The sequence below is a fragment of the Haloarchaeobius litoreus genome (assembly GCF_024495425.1).
In the GTDB taxonomy this organism is placed as follows: domain Archaea; phylum Halobacteriota; class Halobacteria; order Halobacteriales; family Natrialbaceae; genus Haloarchaeobius; species Haloarchaeobius litoreus.
Genome location: NZ_JANHJR010000002.1, coordinates 177,222 through 190,750, shown reverse-complemented (window position 1 = coordinate 190,750; position 13,529 = coordinate 177,222). Strand labels below are relative to the sequence as shown.

Below are 13,529 nucleotides of genomic sequence, written 5' to 3'. Positions count from 1 at the left end.
ACCAGTGAACTGACGGCTCAGACCTGCCGCACGCGGACGAGCCGGTCGCCGTTCTCCTTGGGGAAGTCCCCGTCGGCACGGCCGTCGCGGTTGCAGGTGATGAAGTAGAGGTCGCCGTTGGGCCCCTGTTCGACGTGGCGGATGCGCCCGAACTCGTCCTCGAACAGGTGGTGGGAGGTGGCGACGTAGTCGTTGTTCATCCAGTCGGCGTCGTGTCGACGGCCGTTCTCGGCGGGCGGCAGCTCCGCGTCCGCCGGCGAGAGCGTCACGACGTTGATGCGCTGGCTCTTGAGTCCGCCGAGCAGCAGCCGGTTCTGGAGCCCCGGCACGCTGTCGCCCGTGTAGAAGACGCCGCCGCTCGGGGCCCAGGTGGACCGCCCCGTGTGTGCGACCGGGCGGTTGTAGTCGGTGCCGGGGTACTCGTCGGCGGTCCGGGCCTCGGGCCAGCCGCCGTTCCAGCCGGGCGAGAGCAGGTTCACCTCGTCCTGTGCGGTCTGGCCGTGCTCGGCCTCGACCGGGGTCGCGTCCGGCAACCACGTGATGGTCTGGGGGTTCCGGTGGCCCAGCGAGAAGATGCGCCCGTCGCCACCCTCGGCGTTCCCGTCGACCGGGTCGCCCGAGGCGGTGACGCGGAGCACCTTCCCGCCCAGCGAGTCCATGTTCTGGCTGCGCGAGGCCGTCCCCGCGTCCCCCGTCGTGATCCAGAGGTGACCCTCCGGGCCGAACGCGATGCGACCGCCGTCGTGGTACGTCTCGCCCGGGATTCCCTCGACGATGGGCGTCACCGTCGACTGCGGGTCGTCCGCGGAGGCGTCGAACGACGACACCTTGTTCTTCTTCGTCCCGCCCTCGGTGTACGTGTAGTAGGCGTACACCAGCGGCGGCTCCGGGTAGTCCGGGTGCGCCGCGACGCCGAGCAGGCCACCCTCGCCGCCCTCGACCCACCAGGTCTGTTCGTCGGGGCTGTCGATGGCGCTCGCGTCGATGGCCTCGTCCGGCTCGACCACGTCGACCACGTCGCCCGACTCGAACCGCCGGATGGTGCCGGTGCGTTCGGTCAGGAACAGCTCGTCCTCGCCCGTGAACGAGATGTCCCACGGAATCTCGAGGTTCTCGACCAGCACCTCCGTCTCGTACTCGTAGTCCAGTGGCGAGTCCGTCGGCGCGTCCCAGTCCTCGTCGTACCGGGGCCACTCGGCGTCGTCGACCGTCGGGTCGTACGCCGACGTGGGCGGGTCGGTGGGTGTACCGTCGGTGCCGGTGACGTCCGAGAGACAGCCGGCCAGACCGGCCGCTGCGGCCGCCGCGAGGAACTGGCGGCGGGATGGAGGGTTCGGTGCCATACAACGTGCTATCGACAGGACAGGTAAATACTTCGTGCTATCCAGCGACCGAGCCAGCGACTCCGGAGCGTGGCGAGAACGGGAGATAGAGAGAGCGTTAGCGTGCCGCGGCCGCGACGCGTTCCTTCTCTTCCTTCTGGCTGATGGCGTACGTCTGGACGTCGTAGTTCGCCGCACCGATGAGCTGGTCGGCCAGCGCCTCGGCGGCGGACGTCGAGGTCTTGAACGAATCCTTGTAGGTGCCGTCGGCCAGGAACAGGAGGGCCTGGTCGACGCGACGCTGCGGCGCGACGTCGACGGCCTTCGGGACGGAGATGCCACCGTACTTCAGGCGAACGGTCTCCTCGCGGGGTGCCGCGTTCTCCACGGCGGTGACGAGCACCTGGATGGGGTTCTCGTCGGTGCGCTCGTGAATCTGCTCGAAGCCCTCGCGGACGATCTGGATCGCCTTCTGCTTCTTGCCCGTGTTCTCCTCGGTCTGCATCAGGCGGTTGATGAGCCGCTCGACGATGGAGATCTCGGACTTCTTGAACTGCTTCGAGGAGTGACGGCCCATCGTGTGCGCGACCGGCGTCACCGAGATGTAGCGCTCGGTCGACGGGTCGTTGTACTCGGTTTCGGTCACGTCCCACGTGCCGAACAGCTGGGCGCGTGCGCCCTCGTCGTCCGTTCCGGCCGGCTTGTCCGGCTCGGGTGTGTCTTCTGCCGACATGGTTATCGCACCGGCTTCTCCGCGTTCCCGCGGACGAGTTCGAGCATCGCGACGCCGTTGACCTTCTCGACCTTGTAGTTCACGCCGGAGAGGTCACCCATCGCGCGACCCTTCGCCCCACCGATACCGGCGATGGTGACCTCGTCGTGCTCGTCGATGAACGAGATTGCACCGTCGCCCGGGCAGAACGCCGTGACCTGCTTGCCGTTCTTGATCAGCTGGACACGGACGCACTTCCGAATCGCGGAGTTCGGCTGCTTCGCCTCGATGCCGACCTTCTCCAGTACGATACCTCGACCCTGGGGCGCGCCCTCGAGCGGGTCGGACTTCTTGCGAAGTCCGCGCTCGCGTCGAGCGTACTCAGAGTCGGACCACCGGTGGTTCTGGCGGTCCTTCTTGAGCTTGCGCGCGGCGTATTTGCCGTTCGCCATAGTACCAGTCGCTATCTTACGGAGGCACTTAAGCCCACCCTTTTGGCCCCACGAGTTACGGCCCCAGCGAGCGCGAGAGGGGTCGAAGGAGGAATCTGAGGCCGTTTCGGGTGTGCGAGTTACGCGCTCTGCGCGCTCCTTATCTCGAAAGCTGTTCGCAGACTCGCTCGTTTGGGTATCTGGTGCGTTCGGCTGTTCTGGTTGGTGTGCTGTCTGTATTCCCGTGAGTTGGTCGGCACCTGGTTGGTGGGTGTTCAGGCAAGTGGACTGGGGCAGACAGCGGCCAGAAAGCCCCGATACTCTCGACTCGGGAGACTGGCGAGACTCCCTACGGTCGCGGTCTCGCCAGCCGCGCGCCACCCGGCTGCTCAGCCAGCAAAGTTTACGATTAGTGTAAACTTTCGGGTCGCAGAGCGGGCGAGAGCGGGCGACGACGACACCGGCCGGGACCCACACCGACAACCACCACCACACACGCGGGCGGTCCGACGGCTTTTACCGCGTCGCCCTGTAGAGACGGGTATGAGCGAAGTCGCCGACAGGCTCGCACTCCCCTGTCCCTCGTGTTCGCCCGAGTTCGAACGGGCGCACGAGGTGCTGAAGGAGCGCGGGCAGATGTACACGGTCCGCTGTACGGAGTGCGGGCACGTCCACAAGGAGCGAGTCGAGGCCGAGGAGACGGTCGACGTCGACGTCGTCGTCAGTCAGGACGGGGACTCCTTCACCGCGACGGTGGAGGCCCCGGTCGACGAGACGGTCGCGACGGGCGAGGAGTTCATCCTCGACACCGACGAGGCCATCATGACGGTCCGCATCACGAGCCTCGAGCTCGACGGCGAGCGCCGGGTCGAGGAGGCCGAGGCGGGCGACGTGGAGACGTTCTGGACCCGCGCGGTCGGGAACGTCGGTGTCAACGTGACCATCCACCCGCGCGACGGACGAAACAACGAGACGCGCTCGGAGCGCGTGTACGTCCCCGGCGACTACGAGTTCGTGGTGGGCGAGACGGAGACGTTCGACAACGACGAGTTCACCATCAGCGGTATCGCCGTCCGTGCCGACGCGGAGGGCTACTATCACGACAAGCTCGACCACGACGGCGACACGGTCATCGCCAAGGACGCGAAACGCGTCTACGCGTGGGACGAGGAGACCACCGCCTGGTCCGCCTGGTGAGATGACCTTCGAGGCCGCCCGCGAGTCGCTGGTCGACCGGCTCGCCCGCCGGAGCGACATCCGGCGCGAGTCGACGCTGGAGGCGATGCGGGCGGTCCCGAGACACGAGTTCGTCCCCGAATCGAGGCGGAAGAACGCCTACGCCGACCGTCCACTCCCCATCGGAGACGATGCGACCATCAGCGCGCCGCACATGGTCGCCATCATGGTCGACGCGCTCGACCTCTCGCCCGGCGACCAGGTGCTCGAGGTCGGCACCGGCTGTGGCTACCACGCCGCCGTCACCGCCGAGGTCGTCGGCCCCGAGAACGTCTTCTCCGTGGAGTACAGCGACCGCCTCGCCGAGGAGGCCCGCGAACGGCTGGACCGGCTGGGCTACGACGACATCGGAATCAGAGCGGGCGACGGAAGCGAGGGCTGGCCCGAGCACGCCCCCTACGACGCGGCCTACCTGACCTGCGCTGCACCCGAGTTCCCGAGCGCGGTCGTCGAGCAGGTCAGACCGGGCGGCGTCGTCCTCGCCCCCATCGGCACCGACCGGCAGACGCTCGTCCACGCGACCCGACGGGCCGACGGCTCGCTCGACCGCGAGGACCGCGGTGGGGTCCGCTTCGTCCGGATGCAGTGACCGACCGCGGGCAGTAGCCGGAGTTATTCCCCTCCGGTCCGTCGGCCCGACCATGACAGAGGACCGGGAGACGCTGTTCCTGCTGTGGGCCGCCCGCGAGACGGGCGTACTCGACGCGCTGCTCTCCGACGCCGACACGCCCGCGGAGGTGGCGGCACGGACCGACGTGACCGAGCGCGCGGCCCGACTCGCCGTCGAGGGGCTCGCCGACGCCGGCTTCTTCCGCGACGTGGGCGGTGTCTACGAGCCGACGAACCGCGCACTGGGCTTCCTCGCAGCTGCCGACCTCCGCTCGGTGGGGCGGTTCCCGGCCGAACTCGACGACCTCGACGCGCTCCGCCAACTCCCCGAGACGATGCGCGGCGGGGCTCCACCGATCAGCGACGACGCCACCGAGCCGGCACCCGACGGCACCACGACCGCGTGGACCCGGAACCGACTCGGCCGCGTGCAGGCGACCGACGAGGCCACCGTCCGTGCCTGCGTCACCGCCGCCCAGCACGTCGCACCCGACGGCCGGGTCGTCGATGTCGGCGGCGCACCGGGTACCTACGCCGTCGAGTTCGCTCGACGGGGGTACGATGTGACCTTGCTCGACGCCCCCGGGCGTATCGAGGCGTCGGCGTCGCTGCTCGCCCGCGAGCCCGTGGAGACGGTGGCGTGGGGACTGCCCGACGACAGCGACGGTGGTGCCGACGGTACCGCCGCACTCCCCGTCGACGGCGTCGACTGTGCGTTCGTCCCGCTCCGGACCAGCGACCGCTCGGCGGCGGCGAACCGGCGACTCGTCGCGGCGGCGGCCGACGCGCTCGCGCCGGGCGGCTGGCTCGTGGTCGTGGATCATCTTCGCGGGCGCTCGCCCGCCGCGCGTACGACGACGGTCCGTCGGCTCGCGCTCGGCTCCGGGGAGGCATACGAGCCCGCCGCCTACCGCGAGTGGTTTGAATCCGCGGGAGTACGGGCGGTACAGGTGCGCGACGTGCCCGGGACGGACCGGCAGGCGGTGCTGGGACAGGCGCGAGATTCATAACGGCGCATCACTGACGTTCGGATATGGAGCAGGCGGCGCTGCGGGACGACATGGTCGACAGCCTCGAACACGACGCGAAGGGCGTCGTCCGGAGCGATAGGGTCGGCCTGGCGCTGCGGGAGGTCCCCAGACACGAGTTCGTCCCCGAGGAGAAGCGCGCGTACACCGACCAGTCACACGAGCACGCCGGCACCCGCATCCTCTCACCGAGTTCGGTCGCACGGCTGTTCGAGGCCCTGCGCGTCGAGCCGGGCGACGCGGTGCTCGTCGTCGGTGCGGGCGTCGGCTACACCAGTGCGGTCGCCGCCGAACTCGCCGGCGCGCGCAACGTCCACGCGGTGGACATCACCCGCCGCGTCGTCTACGACGCCCGCTCGAACCTCGCGGACGCCGGCTACGGCGAGGTGCTCGTCGACTGCCGCGACGGCACCCACGGCCTCGCGGGGTACGCACCGTTCGACCGCGTGCTCGTGGAGGCTGCGGCCGTCGAACCGCCGCGTGCGCTCGTCTCCCAGCTGGCCGACGACGGCCGGCTCGTCATGCCCCGCGGCGCGGCCGGACAGACGCTCGTCTCCGTCGATGCAGCCGGCGAAATCGTCGACGAGCACGGCCCGGTCGCGTTCGCGCCGCTACTCGTCGAGGGCGAGCAGGCGGGCGCGCTCGAACGCAACCGGACCGACCGCGAGGACAGGGAGCGCGCCCAGACCGCACTCGGGAACGGCTGGGAGCACGAGTGGATCGACTGGGATTAGCGCAGCGCGGCCAGTCGCCGCCGCACCACCGTCCAGTTCCCCACCAGGAAGGCCAGCAGCGCCGGCACCGCCGCGACCGCGAGGAACAGCGCGAACAGCAGCAGGTCGCTGACCGTGAGCACGTGCGTCCACGGGCTGTCGACGCCGGCCATCCCGGTGACGGTGAAGACGTGGAGTTCGTACGCGACCGGGAACAGCGCGAGCAGCGCGGCGAGCATGTACAGCCCGCCCGCGACGATATCTCGGGGCGTCTCCCGCCCGTACAGGAGGATTCCGGCCGCCAGCGCGACGACGACGGTCGCGAGCTGCCGAACCTCGAAGTCCGCGACGACCCAGCCCGCGACGAGGCCGAGCACGAGCGCCCAGCCGACGACGAGCGCCGTGGTCGCCGCATCGTGGCGCTGCTCGAAGGGCGAGCGGACGCGCTCTCTGAGGGAGTCGACGGTCGACATCAGCGACGCACCGCCTCCCTCGGCGCTCGTTCGGGGTCCGGCATCGACTCCAACTCGTCGAACGGCGGCTCCGGAGCCTCGCGCCAGTCACCGATCGGCGCGTCGCCGTTCTCCAGCTGGAGGTACTGTTCGACCAGCGCCACCGTGACGGCGGGGTCGCCACCGAGCAGGCGGAGGCCGCCGGTGAGGTGTCCCGGGCGGCTGCTGCTCGCCTCGTTGTCGACGAAGCGGTTGCCGCCGGCCTGTGGCGCACCGAGGGCGAGGTCGACCCGGCCCGACTCGGAGACGGTGTTCCCACGGACGAGGTTGTTCCGTGGCTGGTAGAGGTTCTCGTCGATCATCGGGAGCACCGCGATGCCGTAGTTGGCGTGGCCGCGTACCTCGTTGTCGAACACCTCGTTGTTGATGCCGCCGGCGACGGAGATGCCGACGCCGCTGGTCGCGTAACCGAACGCGGCGTCGGGTGCGTCGTCGTTGCTGTTGTGCTCGACGAGGTTGCCCTCGATACGGGCGGCGTCCTGCGGCGGGTCGGCCTCCGAGTCGAGCGTGTTCGGGACGACGCCGGCCTTGTTGTGCCGCCAGACCGAGTTCGCGACCGTGAGGTAGCCACCCGCGTTGGTGCCGGAGTAGCCGATGGCATTGTGCTCCGAGCGGACGTCCTCGATGCGGGCGTAGCAGGGCTTGCACTGGCCGATGTAGAAGCCCGAGTCGGTGTGGCCCGACGCGTAGCAGTTGTCGTAGCGGCCATGGGTCGAGTCGATGTTGTAGATGCCGTAGACGCGGTTGTTGTGGGCGGTGAGGTACGACCCGCGCCAGCCGGTCACGCTCGACCAGAAGAAGCCGTTGCGCTGGTAGTTGCGGGCGGTCATGTTCTCGACGATCACGTCGTCGACCGTCGCCAGAACGCCGTCCTCCCGGCGGAACTCGCCGTCGAGGATGACCTCGTTGCGGTCGGTGCCCCGGATGGTGAGCCGGGGCGTGTCGGTCACGCTGACCGCCTCCCGGTAGATCCCCGGCCCGACGAGCACGAGATCGCGCGGTTCGGCGGCCTCGACGGCGGCCTGGATGCTGTCGTACGCCTCGGGGACGCGGTGGACGGTGTAGTCGTCGTACTCCCGTGGCGGCTCGCGTCGTGGCTGGTCCGCCGGATAGCGTCCGCCGTCGCCCCCCTGTGCAAGTGCGGCTCCCCCGATGCTCCCCGCGACCCCGGCCGTGCCGGCGAGTCGCAGCAGCCGACGGCGGCTCAGCGCCATCGCCTCCCCCCTGATGTGATGCGTTCGGTCATCCGTGTCCCCGCATACAACGAGGCATTCCGACATAATTGTTACCAGACACCACACTGCAGGGGACCGGTCCACCCACCTCGACTGGCCGTTCGCTCACTCCTCGACGACACGCACCCCACCGCGCATCCCGAGGTCGCGGTGCGGGTCGCAGACGTACCGGACGAGCGACGGCTCCGAGAAGGTGTGCTCGAACGTGTGGCCCTCGTCGTCGACGAGGTCGCTCTCGAACCCGCCACCCTCTGCCTGGACGTTGTGCGCGCCGCCGTCGCCGGTCCACTCCCAGACCACCGTCGTCCCGGGCGAGAGACGCACGGCCGCCGGCTCGAACGCGAGCCCGTCGTCGGCACCGACCAGCACGGTCGTCTCGGACTCGCCGGTCCGGTCGACCTCGCCGTCGTAGTTGTCCACGCCGTCGAACCAGTCGCCGTAGGAGTCGTTGGGGCCGCCGGCCCCCCCTGCACTACCGCCGCCGAGACAGCCGGCCAGCGAGCCCGCCACCGCCGCCAGTCCCGCGAGGACGCGTCGTCGCTGCATGCTCGGTCCGACGGTCAACCCGTACAAATAGCTTGGTGCGCGGTAGCGTGGCACAACTGCTATCCCGTCGCGCGTCGAAGCCGGGACGATGCGTCGCAGGACGTTCCTCACCGCGATGGCCGGCACGACGACGGTGGGGGCCGCCGGCTGTGCGGTGCTGGGGGACGACGACTCGTGGCCGCCACCGGTGCTCGATGACCCGCCGAGCGGTGTCTACCGCCCGACGAGTTCGGGCGGTGTCCGGGTCGTCGGCACCCGCGACGCCGGCGACTATCGCTTCGGCCTGCTCTACAGCTACCCGAGCCGGTTCTGGGAGGTCGTCGGCCGGGAGCGTTACCGCCGCTCGGTGGCGTCCGCGGACTCGGTCCACCTCATGACGCTCGTCTGGGACAGAGAGACAGGTGTCGTCCTCCCCGACGTGGGGCTGACCGTCGAGGTGCTCCGGGACGGCGAGCTGGTCGTCCAGGAGGCGGTGTACGCGATGCTCTCCCAGCGACTGGGCTTCCACTACGGGGACAACGTCTCGCTCCCCGGCGACGGTACCTACACCGTTCGCGTGCGCGTGGGCGGCCTCGCCATCCGCCGGACCGGGGTGTTCACCGGGCGCTTCGAGGGGCCGGCGAGCACCGACTTCGAACTGGCGTACGCCCGCGACGAACGGGACGCGATCGACCGCCGACGGCTCGCCGAGGCCGGGAGCGACGGGGCGCTGCCGACGGCCGACGCTCCGGGCGTCCCCGCAGCCGTCGCGCCGACCATCGACGCGCTCCCGGGCCAGCACCTCGGTCGGGCGAGGACCGACGGCGCGGTCCTCGACGTTCTCCAGCTCACCGGTGACGCAGTGGCGCGGCTGGAGATCGATCGCGAGGACCGTGGAGAAGACGCCAGCGACGGTGATGCCTACCTCGCGGTGCTCGCACGGACGCCCCACAACGAGCTCGTGCTCCCGGGGATGGGGCTCCGGGCGCGTGTCGAGCCCGACCGGCGTGGCGGGCCGGCCGTCGAGCGCACGCTGTCGCGGACGGTCGACCCGGTGCTCGGTCCCCACTACGGGACGCCGATACCGACCCTCGAATCCGGCGACAGGCTCGTCGTCCCGGTGCTGACACCGCCACAGGTCGCCAGACACGAGGGGTACGAGACGGCCTTCTTCGAGATGGAGTCGGTCGCGTTCACCGTGGGGTGACTAGTCCTCGACCACCAGGATGACCGTGTTCGCGCGCTGGTCGGCGTACTCGCTGCCTGCGGGCGGTTTGATGTCTATCTCGAGCGTCCCCTCCGCCTGATTCGGCCCGAGCGACGGGTCGATCTCGATCTCGGCGGTGCCGTTCTCGCCGGTGCTCGCGGTCTCGATGCCGTCGAGTCGCGCGGTCGCACCCTTCACGACGACCGTCGCACCCTCGACGGGGTTGCCGTCGCTGTCGACGACGCGGATGCTGACGGTCTGCTCGCCGGGCGTGATGACGTCCGGCGTCGGCTGGGCGTCGACCTCGGTGACGGCGAGCCCGCCGATGCCGGAGATCATGTTCATCATGACGGAGAGGCTGGCGACGCCGACGACGAGAGCGATGACGAGGCGGATCGGTAGTCCTTCGATGGCGCGGTCGTCGCGCCGGAGCGGTGTGTGTCGCACGCCGGGGTTGGGCGCTCGATGGTATTTGAAGGCTGGCGTGCCCCGGCCCCACCGTTCAAGTACCATCCCGGGCCCAGACCGGGCATGGTCGTCATCGGACGCGACGGCGGGCCGGGTGCGACGGTCGAGTTCGGGCGCTACCGCGCGCCGGACGGGAGCGCTGGCGCGAGCGTGGAACTGGACTGCGAGTCCCCGCACGCCGCGCTCGTCGTCGGCAAGCGCGGCTACGGCAAGTCGTACACGCTCGGGGTGCTGGCGGAGGGGCTGGCGGCTGGTGCAGGCGTCGCGCCGGTCGTGGTCGACCCGATGGACGTGTTCGGGACGCTGACAGCGGACGGCTCAGCGACCGTCGTCACAGAGCCGCGGGTGGACCCCGACGCACTCCCGCCGACAGCGTGGTGCGAGCTGGTCGGACTAGACCCGGAGTCGCCCGGCGGGGCGGCGCTGTGGCGGGCGGCGGCGACGGGGACGACCGTCGCCGAGATCGGGGCGACGCTGGCCGAGCTCGACTGCGACCAGGCAGCGCGGCGCGCGGCCCGGAACCACCTCGACCTCGCGGCGTCGTGGGACGTGTTCGACCCGGACGGGCTCGATGCGGGGTCGCTGGCGTCGGGAACCGCGACGGTGCTCGACGTGTCGGGACTGCCGGCGGCGGCGGCGAACGCGGTCGTCCGGGCGACGGCGACGGCGCTCTACCGGGCGCGGGTGCAGGGGACGGTCGCCCGGCTCCCGTGGCTGCTGGTCGACGAGGCGCACGCGTTCTTCGACGGCGTCGCGGCACCGGCGCTGCGGACGCTGCTCACGCGTGGGCGGCAGCCCGGAGTGAGCCTCGTCGCAGCGACCCAGCGCCCGAGCGCGCTGCCGGCGGTGGCCGCGTCGCAGGCCGATCTTCTGGTCGCCCACCGACTCACCGACCGGCGGGACCGCGAGGCACTGGCACGGGCACGGCCCTCGTACGTCGACGAGGACCTGACGGCACGGATGCCGACCGAGCCGGGCGAGGTCAGGGTGGTCGACGACGCCACCGAGCGGCTCCACGCGGTGCAGGTCCGCGAGCGGCGCACGCCACACGACGGAGGGAGCCCGACCGCGAGTGCGGCCCTGACGGGCCGAAGTCTCAAGTGACGGTTTGACCCTTCACCGGCCTTAATACCCGTCCGGGACAAGGATTTATCGTCGACAGGAACGCCGCCTGCTGTCATCCCCATCCCGATTCGGCCTCCGCGACTGCGTTTCAGACCAGTTCGCTCCTGTCGACAGCCGCCGCTTCGTCTTTTGCGGGAAAAGTAAAATGAGATTTTAACTTTATCCTATTAGGCGGACTGCATCCCACTTATAAGGTTTTCTTTTGGACTAGAGTCGACTAGTGCTTGCAGTCGTTTTTTGACACGTAAGACCGAACCGGTGGGTGTATGTCAGACGACCAGTCCCTCCAGCGCCGGACGTTCCTGAAGGCGACCGGCGGCGCAGCGACTGCCCTGGCCCTCGCGGGCTGTACGGGCGACAACAACGAAGACCCGGGCGGAACCGACACCCAGGGGACCGACACCCAGGGGACGGACGACCCCGGGACCGGCACCGACGACGACGAGGGCTTCGGCGAGAGCGACCGGACCCTCCAGCTCACGAACGCGACGATGAGCACGCTGGACCCCATCGCCTCGACCGACACGGCGAACGGTCGGGTCATCCAGCAGGTGTTCGACGGGCTGATGAACTACCCGAACGGCGAGATCGAGGTCGAGCCGCTGCTCTCGACGGACTACGAGGTGTCGGATGACTACACCACGTACACGTTCACGCTCAAGGAGGACGCGACGTTCCACAACGGCGACACCGTCACCGCCTCGGACTTCGTCTACTCGTTCGAGCGCCTGACCGCCTCGCCGAACTCCCGCCGGGCGTACTTCGTCACGTCCGCGATGGGCATCGAACACGAGATGGAGACGGTCACCAACGACGACGGCGAGGAGGTCGAGCAGTACGCGCCCGGCAGCCTCGGCGTCACAGCCGTCGACGAGACGACGTTCGAGATCCAGCTCTCGGCCCCGTTCCACTCGACGCTGGAGATGCTCGCGTACACCGCCTTCGGCGCGATTCCGGAGGGCCTCGTCGACGACACGCCCGGTTACGACGGCGAGATGGGGTACGACGAGTTCGCACGCAACAACCCGATCAGTGCAGGCCCGTTCACCTTCGAGAACTGGGAGACGAGCACGCAGGCCGAGGTCAGTCGGTTCGACGACTATCACGGTGACGGACCGCTCATCGGTGGCGTCCACTGGCAGATCATCACCGACACCGATGCGCTGTACAACTACGGCCAGAACAAGAACGCGGACCTCCCGCCGATGCCGACGTCGAAGTACGACCCGAACCTCGTCTCCATCGAGGAGGAGGACGAACTCGGCCGGCAGCTGGGCACCTACGGACAGATGCGGAACGGCGAGACGGTCGACTACGCCGCCGTCCCGACCATCAACACGTTCTACATCGGCCTGAACGCGAAGAACGTCCCCAAACCCGTGCGGCAGGCCATCGCGTACGCGATGGACCAGCACGAGGGCGTCGAGGAGGTGTTCAAGGGTCGCGGCGAGCCCGCGTACCACTTCAGCCCGCCACGCATCTACCCCGGCGGCACCAGCGCGTACGACGAACACGCCGAGCAGAACTACCCCTACGGCTACGGCGAGACGCGCCTCGGCGAGGCCCGTCAGATCATGGAGGACGCCGGCTACGGCCCGAACAACCAGTACGAGGTCACGTTCACGACCTACGAGTCGCCGACGTGGCAGGGGCTGGGCACCATCCTCCGCGACAAGCTCGTCAACGCTCACGTCAACATGAACCTCGAGGAGGCACCGTTCGCGACGCTGCTCAACCGTGGCCGCAACGGCAACCTCGCCGCCTACTCGCTGGGCTGGGCGATGGACTGGCCCGCCCCGGACAACTTCTGGGGACAGCTCGTGCCCGACCTCACCAACACCGACCGCGACGGCGGTGCCCGCGGTGCGTACGTCGACTGGGACGACGTGGAGGGCGGCGCCGTCGACCAGATGAACAGCGCCTGGGAGACCGTCCAGAACAACCAGGCACCGAGCGAGGCGGCCGCCTCGACCCGTGGCGACGCCTACGTCCAGATGGAGGAGGCGAACTGGGAGGACATGGTGCTCCTGCCGTGCTACCACCGCACCGACGAGCGCTTCGTGTACGACTGGGTCGACATCGAACCGTACGGCGCCAGCGGCGGCAGCCGCCAGAAGTACAACCAGGTCACCATCGGCGAGCGGAGCTGACCCCTCCGTCGGCCCGCCGCGACCGCAGCCGTCGACACCGGTTCCGACCCTGACACCGCTCTTTCTTCGGTAGTTCGCGGCCCGTTTCGAGCCTCGCCACAGTGACGCCTCTCGTCGGGAAGTCCGTCAGGAAGGGGGGTTGGGGGGAGTATGGGGTGGCGACAGCGGTTCGCTGCTGTTTCGCCGACTACTGCTACGGATGGTATCGGATTAACACTTTATTCTATCTCGTTAGTGCCGGGTGTTGACCGACACT

Annotated in this window: 14 protein-coding genes; 7 read left to right on the top strand and 7 right to left on the bottom strand. The window is 69.3% G+C overall.

Features of this window, described 5'->3' with window-relative positions:
* Positions 1-17: 17 nt before the first annotated feature.
* From NOW55_RS07770 to NOW55_RS07760, 3 genes are all read right to left on the bottom strand, one after another.
* Positions 18-1,343, bottom strand: a complete 1,326-nt coding sequence (locus NOW55_RS07770; protein ID WP_256399537.1) for a PQQ-dependent sugar dehydrogenase — start codon at positions 1,341-1,343, stop codon at positions 18-20.
* Between the two features lie 97 nt (positions 1,344-1,440).
* Positions 1,441-2,055, bottom strand: coding sequence for a 30S ribosomal protein S7 (locus NOW55_RS07765; RefSeq protein ID WP_256399536.1), 615 nt, complete (start codon positions 2,053-2,055; stop codon positions 1,441-1,443).
* 2 nt (positions 2,056-2,057) lie between these two features.
* Complete coding sequence (locus tag NOW55_RS07760; protein WP_089733776.1) at positions 2,058-2,486, bottom strand: 30S ribosomal protein S12; 429 nt, start codon at positions 2,484-2,486, stop codon at positions 2,058-2,060.
* 522 nt (positions 2,487-3,008) lie between these two features.
* On the opposite strand from NOW55_RS07760, the gene NOW55_RS07755 reads away from it, so the two are divergent.
* Genes NOW55_RS07755 through NOW55_RS07740 form a run of 4 tightly spaced genes read left to right on the top strand, consistent with a single transcriptional unit; the run spans position 3,009 to position 6,072 of the window.
* Positions 3,009-3,662: an HVO_0476 family zinc finger protein gene (locus NOW55_RS07755; protein ID WP_256399535.1), complete on the top strand. Its 654-nt coding sequence runs from the start codon at positions 3,009-3,011 to the stop codon at positions 3,660-3,662.
* Between the two features lies 1 nt (position 3,663).
* Positions 3,664-4,290: a protein-L-isoaspartate(D-aspartate) O-methyltransferase gene (locus NOW55_RS07750; protein WP_256399534.1), complete on the top strand. Its 627-nt coding sequence runs from the start codon at positions 3,664-3,666 to the stop codon at positions 4,288-4,290.
* Positions 4,291-4,342: 52 nt separating this feature from the next.
* Positions 4,343-5,320: a methyltransferase domain-containing protein gene (locus NOW55_RS07745; RefSeq protein ID WP_256399533.1), complete on the top strand. Its 978-nt coding sequence runs from the start codon at positions 4,343-4,345 to the stop codon at positions 5,318-5,320.
* A 23-nt stretch (positions 5,321-5,343) separates the two neighbouring features.
* Positions 5,344-6,072 carry a protein-L-isoaspartate O-methyltransferase family protein gene (locus NOW55_RS07740; protein ID WP_256399532.1) on the top strand — a complete coding sequence of 243 codons (729 nt, stop codon included), beginning with the start codon at positions 5,344-5,346 and terminating at the stop codon, positions 6,070-6,072.
* Here the strand turns inward: NOW55_RS07740 and NOW55_RS07735 are convergent.
* From NOW55_RS07735 to NOW55_RS07725, 3 genes are all read right to left on the bottom strand, one after another.
* Positions 6,069-6,524 (bottom strand): hypothetical protein, encoded by a 456-nt coding sequence (locus NOW55_RS07735; protein WP_256399531.1) that lies wholly within the window; start codon positions 6,522-6,524, stop codon positions 6,069-6,071. The two genes, NOW55_RS07740 and NOW55_RS07735, sit on opposite strands and share 4 nt — an antisense overlap.
* Positions 6,524-7,777 carry a right-handed parallel beta-helix repeat-containing protein gene (locus NOW55_RS07730; protein ID WP_256399530.1) on the bottom strand — a complete coding sequence of 418 codons (1,254 nt, stop codon included), beginning with the start codon at positions 7,775-7,777 and terminating at the stop codon, positions 6,524-6,526. Before NOW55_RS07730 ends, NOW55_RS07735 begins: the two co-directional genes overlap by 1 nt.
* Before the next feature lie 126 nt (positions 7,778-7,903).
* Positions 7,904-8,344, bottom strand: a complete 441-nt coding sequence (locus tag NOW55_RS07725) for a halocyanin domain-containing protein (RefSeq protein ID WP_256399529.1) — start codon at positions 8,342-8,344, stop codon at positions 7,904-7,906.
* A gap of 88 nt (positions 8,345-8,432) precedes the next feature.
* Between NOW55_RS07725 and NOW55_RS07720 the strand changes: the two genes are divergently transcribed.
* Positions 8,433-9,530 carry an iron transporter gene (locus NOW55_RS07720; protein WP_256399528.1) on the top strand — a complete coding sequence of 366 codons (1,098 nt, stop codon included), beginning with the start codon at positions 8,433-8,435 and terminating at the stop codon, positions 9,528-9,530.
* On the opposite strand, the gene NOW55_RS07715 is transcribed toward NOW55_RS07720, so the two are convergent.
* Positions 9,531-9,977 carry a DUF7382 domain-containing protein gene (locus tag NOW55_RS07715; RefSeq protein ID WP_256399527.1) on the bottom strand — a complete coding sequence of 149 codons (447 nt, stop codon included), beginning with the start codon at positions 9,975-9,977 and terminating at the stop codon, positions 9,531-9,533.
* 84 nt (positions 9,978-10,061) lie between these two features.
* Between NOW55_RS07715 and NOW55_RS07710 the strand changes: the two genes are divergently transcribed.
* A complete protein-coding gene (locus tag NOW55_RS07710) occupies positions 10,062-11,102 on the top strand; it encodes an ATP-binding protein (RefSeq protein ID WP_256399526.1) in 1,041 nt (346 codons plus the stop codon).
* A 287-nt stretch (positions 11,103-11,389) separates the two neighbouring features.
* Complete coding sequence (locus tag NOW55_RS07705; RefSeq protein WP_256399525.1) at positions 11,390-13,273, top strand: ABC transporter substrate-binding protein; 1,884 nt, start codon at positions 11,390-11,392, stop codon at positions 13,271-13,273.
* Positions 13,274-13,529: the final 256 nt, after the last annotated feature.